14 protein-coding genes, 2 tRNA genes and 1 other RNA gene are annotated in these 14,125 nt (G+C 49.3%); 11 read left to right on the top strand and 6 right to left on the bottom strand.

Annotation, left to right across the window (positions count from 1 at the left end; genetic code table 11):
* Positions 1 to 47: 47 nt before the first annotated feature.
* The 7 genes from HBM92_RS13305 to HBM92_RS13275 are packed head-to-tail and all read left to right on the top strand — an operon-like array spanning position 48 to position 6,929.
* Positions 48 to 1,055: a 3-oxoacyl-[acyl-carrier-protein] synthase III C-terminal domain-containing protein gene (locus tag HBM92_RS13305; RefSeq protein WP_001327159.1), complete on the top strand. Its 1,008-nt coding sequence runs from the start codon at positions 48 to 50 to the stop codon at positions 1,053 to 1,055.
* Positions 1,052 to 2,068, top strand: a complete 1,017-nt coding sequence (locus HBM92_RS13300) for an NAD-dependent epimerase/dehydratase family protein (protein ID WP_001304426.1) — start codon at positions 1,052 to 1,054, stop codon at positions 2,066 to 2,068. The genes HBM92_RS13305 and HBM92_RS13300 overlap by 4 nt, the downstream gene beginning before the upstream one ends.
* Positions 2,046 to 2,852 (top strand): MBL fold metallo-hydrolase, encoded by an 807-nt coding sequence (locus HBM92_RS13295; protein ID WP_001074140.1) that lies wholly within the window; start codon positions 2,046 to 2,048, stop codon positions 2,850 to 2,852. The genes HBM92_RS13300 and HBM92_RS13295 overlap by 23 nt, the downstream gene beginning before the upstream one ends.
* Positions 2,849 to 4,135 (top strand): F390 synthetase-related protein, encoded by a 1,287-nt coding sequence (locus HBM92_RS13290; RefSeq protein ID WP_000612466.1) that lies wholly within the window; start codon positions 2,849 to 2,851, stop codon positions 4,133 to 4,135. Before HBM92_RS13295 ends, HBM92_RS13290 begins: the two co-directional genes overlap by 4 nt.
* Positions 4,132 to 4,734, top strand: coding sequence for a phosphatase PAP2 family protein (locus tag HBM92_RS13285; protein ID WP_001304425.1), 603 nt, complete (start codon positions 4,132 to 4,134; stop codon positions 4,732 to 4,734). The genes HBM92_RS13290 and HBM92_RS13285 overlap by 4 nt, the downstream gene beginning before the upstream one ends.
* Positions 4,727 to 5,851: a sterol desaturase family protein gene (locus HBM92_RS13280; protein WP_001281624.1), complete on the top strand. Its 1,125-nt coding sequence runs from the start codon at positions 4,727 to 4,729 to the stop codon at positions 5,849 to 5,851. Before HBM92_RS13285 ends, HBM92_RS13280 begins: the two co-directional genes overlap by 8 nt.
* Complete coding sequence (locus HBM92_RS13275) at positions 5,838 to 6,929, top strand: acyl-CoA desaturase (RefSeq protein WP_001048209.1); 1,092 nt, start codon at positions 5,838 to 5,840, stop codon at positions 6,927 to 6,929. The genes HBM92_RS13280 and HBM92_RS13275 overlap by 14 nt, the downstream gene beginning before the upstream one ends.
* Positions 6,930 to 6,945: 16 nt before the next feature.
* Here HBM92_RS13275 and HBM92_RS13270 read toward each other — a convergent pair.
* The 5 genes from HBM92_RS13270 to HBM92_RS13250 form a co-directional block, all read right to left on the bottom strand.
* A non-coding RNA gene (locus HBM92_RS13270) (RtT sRNA) lies at positions 6,946 to 7,077 on the bottom strand.
* 46 nt (positions 7,078 to 7,123) lie between these two features.
* Positions 7,124 to 7,208, bottom strand: a tRNA-Tyr gene (locus HBM92_RS13265).
* 33 nt (positions 7,209 to 7,241) lie between these two features.
* Positions 7,242 to 7,326, bottom strand: a tRNA-Tyr gene (locus HBM92_RS13260).
* A 159-nt stretch (positions 7,327 to 7,485) separates the two neighbouring features.
* Positions 7,486 to 8,328, bottom strand: a complete 843-nt coding sequence (gene purU / locus HBM92_RS13255) for a formyltetrahydrofolate deformylase (protein WP_000555849.1) — start codon at positions 8,326 to 8,328, stop codon at positions 7,486 to 7,488.
* 49 nt (positions 8,329 to 8,377) lie between these two features.
* Positions 8,378 to 8,836, bottom strand: a complete 459-nt coding sequence (locus HBM92_RS13250; RefSeq protein ID WP_001362934.1) for a YchJ family protein — start codon at positions 8,834 to 8,836, stop codon at positions 8,378 to 8,380.
* A gap of 112 nt (positions 8,837 to 8,948) precedes the next feature.
* Here HBM92_RS13250 and rssA point away from each other — a divergent pair, with 112 nt between their 5' ends.
* From rssA to galU, 3 genes are all read left to right on the top strand, one after another.
* On the top strand, positions 8,949 to 9,854 hold the full coding sequence (rssA, locus tag HBM92_RS13245; RefSeq protein WP_001226476.1) for a patatin-like phospholipase RssA: 906 nt from the start codon (positions 8,949 to 8,951) through the stop codon (positions 9,852 to 9,854).
* Between the two features lie 91 nt (positions 9,855 to 9,945).
* A complete protein-coding gene (gene rssB, locus HBM92_RS13240) occupies positions 9,946 to 10,959 on the top strand; it encodes a two-component system response regulator RssB (RefSeq protein ID WP_000193451.1) in 1,014 nt (337 codons plus the stop codon).
* A gap of 201 nt (positions 10,960 to 11,160) precedes the next feature.
* Positions 11,161 to 12,069 (top strand): UTP--glucose-1-phosphate uridylyltransferase GalU, encoded by a 909-nt coding sequence (gene galU, locus HBM92_RS13235; RefSeq protein WP_000718995.1) that lies wholly within the window; start codon positions 11,161 to 11,163, stop codon positions 12,067 to 12,069.
* Positions 12,070 to 12,212: 143 nt separating this feature from the next.
* On the opposite strand, the gene hns is transcribed toward galU, so the two are convergent.
* A complete protein-coding gene (gene hns, locus HBM92_RS13230) occupies positions 12,213 to 12,626 on the bottom strand; it encodes a histone-like nucleoid-structuring protein H-NS (protein WP_001287378.1) in 414 nt (137 codons plus the stop codon).
* Positions 12,627 to 13,229: 603 nt separating this feature from the next.
* Between hns and tdk the strand changes: the two genes are divergently transcribed.
* Positions 13,230 to 13,847, top strand: coding sequence for a thymidine kinase (gene tdk / locus HBM92_RS13225; protein ID WP_000068076.1), 618 nt, complete (start codon positions 13,230 to 13,232; stop codon positions 13,845 to 13,847).
* Positions 13,848 to 14,125: the final 278 nt, after the last annotated feature.

The following is a 14,125-nucleotide window of genomic DNA, read 5'->3' as shown; positions in this document are numbered from 1 at the left end:
CATCTATATGATTGGTCCACCTATGGAGCAGTGAAGGAGCACTGACCGTGGCTCGACCTAATCAACCGACGATCTCCGCGGCGTTAAAAATAATCGCCACGGGGATCGCCTTACCCCCTGATCAAATCACTTCTCAACAACTGGATGTTCAGTTAAATAAGCCAGTTGGCTATGTTGAGCGACGTTCCGGTATTTGCTGGCGCTATTTTGCCCGCAACGACGCCAGCCAGGCCGAACTGGCGGCAGAGGCTTTACATAATGCGTTAGTAGCGGCAGCCTTAAATCCTACTGATATTGATCTGCTAATTTGTGCATCGGCCATTGCCGTACAGGCATTACCCTGTAGCGCAATTCATATTCTTAAAGCCGCAGCCATGCCCGCAGGCGTTGCCGGGTTTGATATCAACAGTAGCTGTGTGAGCTTTATTTCCGCTCTTGAAGTCGGTGCCGGATTATTAAACTGTGGAGCATATCGGCGCATTGCCATCGTTTCGGCAGATATTGCTTCACGAGGTATCGACTGGGATCATGAAGAGTCTTCATTAATTTTTGGTGATGGCGCGGCGTGCGCGATTGTTGAGCGGGGCGATGGGCGCAGCGGGATTATCGCTAGCCTGATCGAAATGTATCCCGAAGGCAGCGAACTGTGTGAAATACGCGCCGGCGGTACGCGGCGTAATCCTCGTTCTGGTGTGAGTGATAGCGACTTTCTTTTTCATATGCAGGGGAAACCGCTGTTTCGTTTTGCTTCTTCGCTTATTGAAGATTATTTTTCTCGGTTGCTGCAAAAAAGCAGCCTGCAACTGGATGATATCGGCACGGTCGTTCCACATCAGGCCAGTCATCTTTCCCTTGAACATATGCGTAAACGGCTGCGAGTGCCGGAATCTGCGCTCATCGATGTGTATCGTTTTTACGGCAATCAGGTCGCGGCCTCTATCCCCACGGCGCTGCATGAAGCAGTGATTAGCGGTCGTTTCACAGCGGATAAACCTGTAATGTTGATTGGCACGGCAGCGGGACTAACGCTGGCTGGCATGGTGCTTTTACCGTGAAGATCCTCGTAACAGGGGCGACCAGCGGCCTTGGGCGAAATGCCGTGCAATATTTGTTGCAATCGGGTGAGTCGGTTGTGGCAACAGGGCGAAATTGTGAGGTTGGCAGAAGCCTGACAAACGCAGGCGCACAGTTTGTGGCTCTCGATTTAACCGAGGCATCCGAGGATGACTGCGCCCGCCTGATGGACGGCTGCGATGCCGTCTGGCACTGTGCGGCAAAGTCCTCGCCCTGGGGCGACAAAACGGCGTTCTGGCTTGCCAATGTCAAAGTGACCCACACTCTGGCACAGGCGGCAGGCAGGCTGAATATTCCCCGGTTTATCCATATCTCCACGCCTGCGGTTTACTTTGATTTTCAACATCACAATGACCTGCCAGAAACGTATCTTGCGCGAGCATTCTCCAGCCATTATGCCAGCAGTAAATATGCCGCTGAGCAGGTTATTGCTGGCGCTGTTTCTCGATATTCTGCCACGAGATTTATTCTTTTGCGTCCCCGTGGTTTGTTTGGCCCCCATGACCAGGTAATTGTTCCTCGTCTGATGCAGCAATTGCAACAGGGCGGTGGTTGCTTACGTTTGCCGCGCGGGGGCGACGCGTTATTGGATCTCACGTTCGTGCAAAACGTGGTGTATGCCATGCGGCTGGCAACGAACGTTGAAGGCTTACGCTCGGGCAGTATTTACAACATCAGCAATCACCAGCCGCAGCAGCTATCGGTGATGCTTGACGCCTTGCTGCACCAGCAACTGGGCTTGAGTTACCGCATTGCTGCTGTTCCCTGGTCGCTGCTTTCTCTGGTCGCGCGTGGCCTGGAACTGTACGGGAAGTGCGTTAATCAGGAACCTGTTATCACACGATACAGCGCCGGAACACTCTGTTTCGATATGACGCTGAGTGCGCAAAAGGCCATTACAGAGCTGGGATATCGACCGCGCTTTTCGATGGAACAAGGTATTGCAATCACGGGACAATGGCTGAGGGAACATGGCAAAAATAACCGCATTTGAAACGGGCTGGTGTACCCATATTAGCTGTATTGCGCTGAAAGGGGCAGGGCTGAAAGTGTGCAAATTCCCCGCCCGCGCCTGGCTGCTGGAGGTGGGCGACAAACGGTGGCTGTGGGACACAGGCTATTCATCGTGGTTCGAACACTACACGCAATCTGGTGTGTTTCGTCTTTATCGTCAGGTCACGCCGGTTTATTTCGATCCGCAACAGGCGCTGGTGCGGCAACTTTCTGCCACCGGCCTCGCAGCGAAAGATGTTGATGCGATTATTCTGTCGCATTTTCACGCTGATCATATTGCTGGTCTGCGTGATTTTCCTGATGTTTCCTGCATCTGTTCTGGTGAAGGCTGGCGGCAAGTAAGAACTCTGCGTGGTGTCACTGCGCTGCGCCAGGCCTTTGTGCCAGGGCTAATCCCGGAGAATTTTGACTCCTCACTGCGCTTTATTGAAAGTTTCGCATCGGTGAATTTGCCCGCGCAACTGGCACCGTTTGAGTGCGGCTATTTGCTGCCAGAAAGCAATGGCGAAATTATTCTCGTGCCGCTTCCCGGACATGCTGCCGGACATATTGGCGCGTTTGTGTTAACCGACAACGGCTGGACTTTACTGGCTGGCGATGCGGCATGGGCGCCAGCTAACTACCGGGAGCTGCGAGGGCCTTCACCACTGGCGCATCTGGTTATGTCCGACAGCCACGCCTACTACCACACGCTTGGGCAACTCCATCAGCTTTGGCAAAACGGTGTAGTGGAGATTCGTTTGTGCCATGAGGGGGATTTATGATCCCGTTGGCTTTACTCTGGCGCTACTTTCGTACCCGCAAGCTGCATTTCACCGATCGCGAGGCACTGGAAAACTGGCAGGCAAAAAGGCTGCATCAGTTCCGGCAAAATGTCTTATCTCATAGCCCGTGGTTTCAGCGTTATCTGACGTTGCCCTTTAATCAGTGGCCAATGATGGATAAAGCGTTAATGATGACGCACTTCGATGAGATGAATACCGCAGGTTTAAAGCGCGACGAACTTCTCGATTGTGCAATGCGCAGTGAGCAGAGTCGTGATTTCAAACCCTGCGTTGGCAGGTTCAGTGTTGGGCTTTCATCAGGTACATCGGGTCGTCGTGGGCTTTTTGTTGTTAGCCCGCACGAGCAACAGATGTGGGCCGCCGGTGTGCTGGCAAAAGTGTTGCCCGACGGTTTATTTGCCAAAGAGCGGGTGGCGCTGTTTCTGCGCGCGGACAACAACCTGTATCAAAGCGTGAATAATCGCTGGTTAAGTCTCGATTTTTACGATCTGCTAGCGCCATTTCAGGCGCAACTCAAACTTCTCCAACAGCGAGCGCCCACGATTATTGTCGCGCCAGCTCAGGTATTACGCGCACTGGCGCTGGAGGTGATGGCCGGCGAATTGACGCTAAAGGTCAAAAAAGTGATTTCGGTGGCGGAAGTTCTGGAGCCGCAGGATCGGGAATTACTGCGCAACGTGTTCCACAATGTGGGGGAAATTTATCAGGCGACAGAAGGCTTTCTCGCTTCCACCTGCCGGTGTGGAACGTTACATCTCAACGAAGAGTTTGTTCACATTGAACCGCAATGGCTGGATGAGCACCGTTTCGTGCCGATCGTCACAGACTTTACCCGCACCACACAGCCGATAGTGCGTTATCGACTGGATGATGTGCTGGTGGCAAGCGAACAACCATGCTCCTGTGGCAGTGCAACAATGGCGATTGCGCGTATCGAAGGGCGGCAGGATGACCAACTGCAACTACCAACAAGATCCGGCGATATTCAGACCGTTTTTGCCGATGCCTGTAGTCGTGTGCTGGCAATGACACTGCCGCTAACAGTCGATTATCGCCTGCTACAAACCGGGTCAGCACAATTGACGTTAATCGCCGATTGCGAGCTGTGGATGCTGGAGCATTGCCGGGAGGCGTTGAATGCCTTGTTTATACGCCAGGATATCGCTGTCGGGCAATTAATTTGGTCGCTGGAACCGCAAACTGTGCCAGTCTCTTTTACAGCCAAGCGGCGGCGCATTGTGCGTCAGTGGGGGCGGGAATGAGCAATTCACTGCTACGCCTGAAACAGATGCTGCTGGGCTGGGGAACTGTTGGGGTTATCTACAACTTTAGCGACTACCTGCAAGGTGAGGGATATCAATTAACACCGTCAATAATTGATAATTGGATTTCGTTTTCCCCCTCCGCTGTGTGGCTGTATCTCTCGTTTTTTTTCATTGTGCCGTTAGGTTATTTATCCACGCCACTTTGCCACCTGCGCTGGCTGGCCCGTTCAATGCAAATTTCCGCACTGGTGGCAGGCGTATTTTATCTTCTCTGGCCCACAACCATGCATTATCCCTCGTTTGATCAGATGGGGATATCCGCGGGCGCACTCAACAGGCTGATCGCCATTGACTCAAGCCAGAACTGTTTCCCCTCCTTACACGCCGCGCTAACGCTGTTGGCGGTATGGGCGATTGCCAAAAAGGGGAACCGTTGGCTGACGCTAATGAGCGTGGTCTGGGCGATAGCAATCGCCTTTTCGATTCTGCAATTACGCAGACATTTATTTATCGATTTAGTAGGCGGCGCGTTGCTGGCGTCGATTTGCGGTTGGATATGCGCAACATGCGAGAAAAGGAAGACACAATATGAGTGATTTATTATTCCCCATCATATCGATGGTGCTGTTGGTGTTAGCCGAAGCAGGCGTGTTGCAATTCACCGGGCGGCAAAAAGTGGACTGGCTGGACGTTATTTTTAATATCAACTCCGGTCATATGATGCTGTGGTTATTTCGCTGCCTGGAAGTGCTCTGCTATGGCCTGGTGATCAATCACTTCAGCCTTGGACTGTTTGATAATGCACCGGTGATCCTGCTGTGGTTGTTTACTATCCTGGCGTGGGATTTCGGCTTTTACTGGCTACATCGCTGGCATCACGAAATGCGCCCGCTGTGGGCGGTACATGTGGTGCATCATCAGGGGGAACACTACAACCTGTCATTAGGCGTGCGGAATTCGTGGTACTCCTCGTTAACCTCAATCCCGTTTTTTATGCTGCTGGCGATGCTTGGTGTGCCGTTGCAGATCTTTTTGGCGGTTTCTATTATTCACTATAGTTGGCAATTTTTTAACCATAACGCACTAACGCCGAAACTGGGCTGGCTGGAAAAAGTGCTGATCACGCCTTCGCATCATCGCGTCCATCATCTGAATCAAAAGCAATATGCCGATACCAATTACGGTGGCACCTTTTTGTTGTGGGATAAACTTTTCGGTTCGTATAGTGCCGGGCCGGAATACGACGTAGGCTACGGCGTAAAAAATAGTCGCTTGTCCTGTAACCCGATGCGCGAGAGTAATCTGCCATTTTTACGCTTAATGGGCTTTCGCTCATTTGGCAAAGCGATTGAAGGTCGCTACCAGAGTTCTCCATGGGCGGTAGGGGCAGGGGTGATCCTGCTGTTTATGCTGGTGCTTGGCTACATTCAACAATATGGCTATGGCATTGAGTTTATTACCAGCGAGCAAGCCGTATTATTTGTTCTGCTGGCGGCAGGCTCCGTTGCGCTGGGGGGCATGAGCGACGGGCAGCATTGGGGTATGATTTTGTGGTGCTCTGTGACGTTGTCACTGCTCTATTTTATTGTCTATATGTGTTCATGGAGTACTCTGCTCTGGAAGGGATTAGTGGGTATTCTGCTGGCCCATTGCCTGTTATTTGTAATCGGCGTAGGACGTAAATCGCTAAGGAAACAGTATGAACCTGTTTAATCCCGACAGGTTAATCACTTTTCCTGCCGATGATCCACAACTGGTGAAACAACTGCAAAGCGGTACGAAAGTTTATCTGGCGAAATCAGGCGATCATCGGTATGCCGACGGCTGGGCATTCGCCAAAATGGCGGCGTTGATTATTGCCTGTTTATGCTGCTATGCACTGGCGTTGTCTCAAAGCCTGTGGGGGCTGTATCTGTTGTGGTATCTCGCGATGATGTTTTGCGCCATGTTGTTAGCGGTCAATGTGGTGCATGACGCTTCGCATGATGCGTTTTTGCGTGGTAAAAAGACCAATGCCCGACTTAACCGGTGGGTTGCTTTTCCTATGGGGCTAGATCCGGACTGCTGGCGGGTGCGCCACGTTCGCTTTCATCACGGTTTTACCAATATTGAATTTTACGATCCAGACACAGCAGAAAATGGCATTCTTCGCCAGACGCCGTGGCAACGGTGGCGACCTTTTATGCGCCAGCAACATCACTATTGGCCACTGGTCGCCGCGCTCACCTTTCCCTGGTATATCTGGGTAGTGGACTGGCTCGATCGCGCAGGGTTTACGCCGGTCACGCGACATCTGGCCCTGCGAGGCTTTGCTGGCTGGGGATATTTCTTAGCCGGGAAACTGGCGCATTGTGCGCTGTGTCTGATACTTCCCTGGCTTTTGTCTGATTTTAGTTTTATGACCATCCTGCTGACTTATCTGCTCAGCCAGCTGCTGGCGTCATTGATTTTTGTGACGTTGATTATTGGAACGCACTGGGCGAAGGGACATACGCAGTTACCACCAGAAGAGGGCAAAATGCCCGTGGGCAGACTGGCGCATACCTTTGTTACCACCTTTGACTGGACGCCGCAACCTGCATGGCTTGGCTACTGGCTGGGCGGGATTAATCTGCACCTTACCCATCATCTGTTTCCTCACTGGCATCATCGCCATTATCCGGCGCTAAGCCGCATTATTGCACAAATTGCCAGCCAGCAAGGTCTGGATTATCAGTTGTTGACGTTAGCGGATTTGTTGAGGCTACAGCAGCAGTTTTTACGGCGAATGGGGGAGAAGCCGAAGGCTTGATAATGGAATCAAGTGATGGTGGTGGGGGAAGGATTACTCAGCGCTGCGCGCTTCGCCCTACGGGTCGTTGCCTGCGGCAACGCTCTCTCGCTGGCACTCGAGTCGAACCTTGGTCGAAGCTTCTCATCCTTCCCCGCATGGGCAGAATATTTAATTGCGGATTCGTTTGAGAATTCAGGGGCTTTTGAAAGCGATGGTGGTGGGGGAAGGATTCGAACCTTCGAAGTCGATGACGGCAGATTTACAGTCTGCTCCCTTTGGCCGCTCGGGAACCCCACCAGGGGTAATTCATATTGTAGGTAATGCTTGAGATGGTGGTGGGGGAAGGATTCGAACCTTCGAAGTCGATGACGGCAGATTTACAGTCTGCTCCCTTTGGCCGCTCGGGAACCCCACCACGGGGTAATGCTTTTTACTGGCCTGCTCCCTTATCGGGAAGCGGGGCGCATCATATCAAATGACGCGCCGCTGTAAAGTGTTACGTTGAGAAAAATGAACTGGTTGCGTAATTTTCATCCGTAACGGATTAAAGCTAACCAGTTATTTTTGCTGGCGATTAAAGAATAATCGTCCGATTACCGTAAACAAAGACGCGCTGCGCCAGTACTTTGTATAGCGCACGACTTAAGACGTTTTTCTCGACGTCACGACCTGCGCGCATCATATCTTCAGCTGTGTAGGTATGATCGACATGAATAACGTCCTGCATGATGATTGGGCCTTCGTCCAGATTGTCATTCACATAGTGAGCGGTTGCGCCAATAATCTTCACGCCACGCTCATAGGCCTGGTGATAAGGACGTGCGCCGATAAACGCTGGCAGGAATGAATGGTGAATATTGATGATCTTATTCGGGAAGCGTGCCACAAATTCCGGCGTTAATACCCGCATATACTTCGCCAGCACCACATAGTCAGGTTGATAAGCATCAATGGCATCCGCCATCTTTTGATCGTGCTCGTTGCGGCTTAACCCTTCATGGCTTACCAGCTCAAACGGAATATCAAACCGCTCAACCAGAGAACGTAAAGTATCGTGGTTACCAATAACTGCCGCGATTTCGACATCCAGGCCGCCGTAATTGGCTTTCATCAACAAATCGCCAAGGCAATGCGCTTCTTTAGTGACCAGAATCACTATCCGGCGACGACCGGCAGGATTCAGCTCGCGCACGGAGCCTTCTGGCAATGCGCTATCGAGATCCGCCAGCAGGGTGGAATCATTAAAAATCCCTTCCAGTTCCGTGCGCATAAAAAAGCGCCCGGTACGATGATCTACAAATTCATTGTTCTGCACGATATTTAACTCGTGCTTGTAGCAAATATTGGTAATACGTGCGATCAGACCTTTTTGGTCCGGACAAATAGTACGCAGAACTTTACGTTGGAGTGAATGCATTGCTGGAAAAACCTTGTTGAGAGTGTTTGCTAAACCGTACCGTCAACCATTATTGGCCGCAGCACTTTTTAAATTTTTTACCTGAACCACAAGGGCAGGGATCGTTGCGGCCAAACTGCGGACGTGTACCGTCAATATAGTACCATTGACCGTTTTCTTTCAAAAATCGCGAACGTTCAATTATTGCACCTGTTTTGCCACCCTCGGTAAATCGAGCAACAAAACTGACAAATCCGATATTGCCGCCGTCCTGCCAGCAATGTTCAAATACGGTCAATCCCAACCATTCAGTATGCGCAAATCCGGCAATCAATTCGGCTCGTAACGCCGCTGCTCCACAAGATGGATGCCAGGTCTTTATTAAATAATCTGCGTCTTGCATCACAAAAGCGCAGTAACGCGAACGCATGAGATGTTCTGGATCAGGTGCAACCTTTTCACCAGACACATAAGGGTGGCAACATAGGCTATACTCGACAGCACTACCACAGGGACAAAGCTGAGACACAAATAATCTCCCTGGAAACAATAACGGCGTATTAACCGCCTGAGTAGCACTATGTTAACCGAGCAGTAGCGATGTGGCTACGATTGCATTCCAGGGGAATCTTGCGGGAATAATGAGAAAGATAAAAATAGGGCTGGCGCTGGGATCTGGCGCGGCAAGAGGTTGGTCGCATATTGGCGTAATTAATGCGCTAAAAAAAGTGGGTATTGAAATTGATATCGTTGCAGGATGTTCAATTGGTTCGCTGGTGGGCGCTGCCTATGCATGCGATCGATTATCTGCGCTGGAAGATTGGGTGACCTCTTTCAGTTATTGGGATGTTTTACGCCTGATGGATCTCTCCTGGCAGCGCGGTGGGTTACTGCGCGGCGAGCGTGTCTTCAATCAATATCGCGAAATAATGCCGGAAACAGAGATCGAAAATTGTTCCCGTCGCTTCGCGGCTGTTGCCACCAATTTAAGTACTGGGCGTGAATTATGGTTTACTGAAGGCGATCTCCATCTTGCTATTCGTGCATCATGCAGTATTCCAGGACTAATGGCACCCGTTGCGCATAACGGCTACTGGCTGGTTGATGGCGCTGTAGTTAACCCAATTCCTATTTCCCTCACGCGTGCATTGGGGGCTGATATTGTGATAGCGGTCGACCTGCAGCACGATGCTCATTTGATGCAACAAGATTTGCTCTCCTTTAATGTCAGTGAAGAAAATAGCGAGAATGGTGATTCTCTGCCGTGGCATGCGCGTCTGAAAGAAAGGTTAGGCAGCATAACGACACGTCGGGCGGTGACAGCGCCAACGGCAACAGAGATTATGACCACTTCTATCCAGGTGCTGGAGAACCGCCTTAAAAGGAACCGCATGGCAGGTGATCCGCCCGATATTCTGATTCAACCTGTTTGCCCGCAAATATCTACGCTTGATTTCCATCGCGCGCACGCTGCCATTGCGGCCGGACAACTGGCAGTGGAAAAGAAAATGGACGAACTTTTGCCGTTGGTACGCACCAACATTTGACCAGAATTTTTATCTACACTTAAGTTAATTCTGACAGGCGTAGGTGGCAATAGCGTGCCACTATTGAGTAAAGCCAGTCAGGGGAGAGAACATGACGCAGCCATTGGTCGGAAAACAGATTCTCATTGTTGAAGATGAGCAGGTATTTCGCTCGCTTCTGGATTCGTGGTTTTCCTCATTGGGAGCGACAACGGTACTGGCGGCTGATGGGGTGGATGCCCTTGAGTTGCTGGGAGGTTTCACTCCAGACCTGATGATATGTGATATCGCGATGCCACGAATGAACGGGCTTAAACTGCTGGAACATATACGCAACAGAGGTGACCAGACACCAGTTCTGGTGATATCTGCCACTGAAAATATGGCAGATATTGCCAAAGCGTTACGTCTGGGTGTTGAAGATGTTTTGCTGAAACCGGTTAAAGATCTGAATCGCTTGCGCGAGATGGTTTTTGCCTGTCTCTATCCCAGCATGTTTAATTCCCGCGTTGAGGAAGAGGAAAGGCTTTTTCGCGACTGGGATGCAATGGTTGATAACCCTGCTGCAGCGGCGAAATTATTACAGGAACTACAACCGCCGGTTCAGCAGGTGATTTCCCAATGCCGGGTTAATTATCGTCAATTAGTTGCCGCGGACAAACCCGGCCTGGTGCTTGATATTGCCGCACTTTCGGAAAACGATCTGGCATTTTATTGCCTTGATGTCACCCGAGCTGGACATAATGGCGTACTTGCTGCCTTGTTATTACGCGCATTGTTTAACGGATTATTACAGGAACAGCTTGCACACCAAAATCAACGGTTGCCAGAGTTGGGCGCGTTATTGAAGCAGGTAAACCATTTACTCCGTCAGGCCAATCTGCCGGGGCAGTTTCCGCTATTAGTTGGCTATTATCATCGCGAACTGAAAAATCTCATTCTGGTTTCTGCGGGTCTGAATGCGACGTTAAATACCGGCGAACATCAGGTGCAAATCAGTAATGGTGTTCCGTTAGGCACTTTAGGTAACGCTTATTTGAATCAATTGAGCCAGCGATGCGATGCCTGGCAATGCCAAATATGGGGAACCGGTGGTCGGCTGCGCTTGATGTTGTCTGCAGAATGAGCAAACGATAACACGGGCTAAATTTGCATTACCTGCTAATGTCGGCTGGTGGTACTATCGTCGCTATTCGTATAAGTAATTGTCTTAATTATGCTAACTCGCCTCCTTTTCAGAACTTAGCCCCTTCGGGGTGCTGATATACTGGGATGCGATACAGAAATATGAACACGTTCAAAACACGAACAGTCCAGGAGAATTTAAATGGCTGCCATTAATACGAAAGTCAAAAAAGCCGTTATCCCCGTAGCGGGATTAGGAACCAGGATGTTGCCGGCGACGAAAGCCATCCCGAAAGAGATGCTGCCACTTGTCGATAAGCCATTAATTCAATACGTCGTGAATGAATGTATTGCGGCTGGCATTACTGAAATTGTGCTGGTTACTCACTCATCTAAAAACTCTATTGAAAACCACTTTGATACCAGTTTTGAACTGGAAGCAATGCTGGAAAAACGTGTAAAACGTCAACTGCTTGATGAAGTGCAGTCTATTTGTCCGCCGCACGTGACTATTATGCAAGTTCGTCAGGGGCTGGCGAAAGGCCTGGGACACGCGGTATTGTGTGCTCACCCGGTAGTGGGTGATGAACCGGTAGCTGTTATTTTGCCTGACGTTATTCTGGATGAATATGAATCCGATTTATCACAGGATAACCTGGCAGAGATGATCCGCCGCTTTGATGAAACGGGTCATAGCCAGATCATGGTTGAACCGGTTGCTGATGTGACCGCATATGGCGTTGTGGATTGCAAAGGCGTTGAATTAGCGCCGGGTGAAAGCGTACCGATGGTTGGCGTGGTTGAAAAACCAAAAGCGGATGTTGCGCCGTCTAATCTCGCTATTGTGGGTCGTTACGTACTTAGCGCGGATATTTGGCCGTTGCTGGCAAAAACCCCTCCTGGAGCTGGTGATGAAATTCAGCTCACCGACGCAATTGATATGCTGATCGAAAAAGAAACGGTTGAAGCCTATCATATGAAAGGGAAGAGCCATGACTGCGGTAATAAATTAGGTTACATGCAGGCCTTCGTTGAATACGGTATTCGTCATAACACCCTTGGCACGGAATTTAAAGCCTGGCTTGAAGAAGAGATGGGCATTAAGAAGTAACATCCGTATCGGTGTTTTCCACGAAACGGTGTTGAGCAATCGACGCCGTTTTTTTATAGCTTATTCTTATTATATTGTCTTAAACCGGACAATAAAAAATCCCGCCGATGGCGGGATTTTTAGCATGTGCAATCTACAAAAGATTATTGCTTGATCAGGAAATCGTCGAGGGATTTACCTTGCTCATCCATTGCTTTTTTGATTACAGCTGGAGTACGGCCCTGGCCAGTCCAGGTTTTAGTTTCGCCGTTTTCGTCAACGTAGCTATATTTTGCCGGACGCTGAGCACGCTTAGCTTTGGTGCCAGATTTAACGGCAGCAAGGCTATTCAGCAGTTCGTTCGGGTCAATACCGTCAGCGATCAGCATTTCGCGATATTGCTGCAGTTTACGAGTGCGCTCTTCAACTTCAGCAGCAGCCGCGCTTTCTTCTTCGCGACGTTCGTTAACAACAACTTCTAATTTTTCCAGCATTTCTTCCAGCGTTTCAAGTGTACATTCTCTTGCCTGCGCACGAAGAGTACGGATGTTGTTCAGAATTTTAAGTGCTTCGCTCATTGTAGTAATCTCAAACTTATATTGGGGTGGTTTGTTGAGGTAATAATAGAGCCTTAAATTCAGTTGTGCAATAGCCAGGAATGTAAGGAATTCAAAATTGTTCTTTATTTTGTGCCGCCAATAAATATCTTTTCATAAAATTAGCCAGAAAAGACGCGGCATATAGCCCTATTTGCACCGATGATTTCGCAGCACGTGAGGTTAAAACTTCCTGATTCATGTCACATTTTATGGGGAGATAATCGTAGGCTGACGACCTTTCAGTCTTCTGTATTAGTCGTGTTTACGAGAATTCCCTATTAAGCGAATGATGAAAAGTAGAACAGTCGCAATAAGAGCAGGGACTTAGTATTGCACTATCTCCTGGAGGTCAACAGAGGGCTATTACATGCGCAACAGGTTAAAGATTGTGAATAGTTACCGGCAGTCATTTACCCGCTTATAACAAGCGAGGCAGTTGTAATGATAGCTCAGAAGGATTATGCAAGGCTTCGTAAGGGAGAACGCATATACCACTTCTGTGCATACTGTTGAGCTGAAAAACTGACGAATTATGATAAACTCCAGCCAACTTTATTTCATATCATTGAGGGCCTGTGGCTGATGGCACAGCTATATTTCTACTATTCCGCAATGAATGCGGGTAAGTCTACAGCATTGTTGCAATCTTCATACAATTACCAGGAACGCGGCATGCGCACTGTCGTATATACGGCAGAAATTGATGATCGCTTTGGTGCCGGGAAAGTCAGTTCGCGTATAGGTTTGTCATCGCCTGCAAAATTATTTAACCAAAATTCATCATTATTTGATGAGATTCGTGCGGAACATGAACAGCAGGCAATTCATTGCGTACTGGTTGATGAATGCCAGTTTTTAACCAGACAACAAGTATATGAATTATCGGAGGTTGTCGATCAACTCGATATACCCGTACTTTGTTATGGTTTACGTACCGATTTTCGAGGTGAATTATTTATTGGCAGTCAATACTTACTGGCGTGGTCCGACAAACTGGTTGAATTAAAAACCATCTGTTTTTGTGGCCGTAAAGCAAGCATGGTGCTGCGTCTTGATCAAGCAGGCAGACCTTATAACGAAGGTGAGCAGGTGGTTATTGGTGGTAATGAACGCTACGTTTCTGTATGCCGTAAACACTATAAAGAAGCGTTAGAAGTCGGCTCATTAACGGCTATTCAGGAAAGGCATCGCCACGATTAATAAGAATTTCTTTACTGACAGGGTGAGCAGGGCGCTTTTATCCTGTCAGTTCGTTTTACGCACTTCTTCCGGGCTATACACCCTTCTCGGCAGTTTTTTAACGCCGCTATACGCCTCACAGAGCGCTTATACACCGACATTGACTTGTAACCTGTAAAGTACAATATCGCTGTGTGTAGGCGTTATACATCGTCGCAAATATGATGAAGGACAATGCTGCCGGTTTATGGAAAAGTTGTTTTGGGAAAACAAAAAACGGCCCCAGAAGGGGTAATGCC

The organism is Escherichia sp. E.sYA108 (genome assembly GCF_011754335.1).
Classification (GTDB): domain Bacteria; phylum Pseudomonadota; class Gammaproteobacteria; order Enterobacterales; family Enterobacteriaceae; genus Escherichia; species Escherichia coli.
The sequence above is the reverse complement of the archived record's forward strand: the minus strand, read 5'-3'. Positions and strand labels throughout refer to the sequence as shown.

Coding starts and splice junctions, on each gene's coding strand:
- HBM92_RS13280 (WP_001281624.1), top strand. CDS start 4,727: ATGAGTGATTTATTATTCCCCATCATATCGATGGTGCTGTTGGTGTTA.
- HBM92_RS13275 (WP_001048209.1), top strand. CDS start 5,838: ATGAACCTGTTTAATCCCGACAGGTTAATCACTTTTCCTGCCGATGAT.
- tdk (WP_000068076.1), top strand. CDS start 13,230: ATGGCACAGCTATATTTCTACTATTCCGCAATGAATGCGGGTAAGTCT.
- HBM92_RS13285 (WP_001304425.1), top strand. CDS start 4,132: ATGAGCAATTCACTGCTACGCCTGAAACAGATGCTGCTGGGCTGGGGA.
- HBM92_RS13295 (WP_001074140.1), top strand. CDS start 2,046: ATGGCAAAAATAACCGCATTTGAAACGGGCTGGTGTACCCATATTAGC.
- galU (WP_000718995.1), top strand. CDS start 11,161: ATGGCTGCCATTAATACGAAAGTCAAAAAAGCCGTTATCCCCGTAGCG.
- purU (WP_000555849.1), bottom strand. CDS start 8,328: ATGCATTCACTCCAACGTAAAGTTCTGCGTACTATTTGTCCGGACCAA.
- hns (WP_001287378.1), bottom strand. CDS start 12,626: ATGAGCGAAGCACTTAAAATTCTGAACAACATCCGTACTCTTCGTGCG.
- HBM92_RS13290 (WP_000612466.1), top strand. CDS start 2,849: ATGATCCCGTTGGCTTTACTCTGGCGCTACTTTCGTACCCGCAAGCTG.
- rssB (WP_000193451.1), top strand. CDS start 9,946: ATGACGCAGCCATTGGTCGGAAAACAGATTCTCATTGTTGAAGATGAG.
- rssA (WP_001226476.1), top strand. CDS start 8,949: ATGAGAAAGATAAAAATAGGGCTGGCGCTGGGATCTGGCGCGGCAAGA.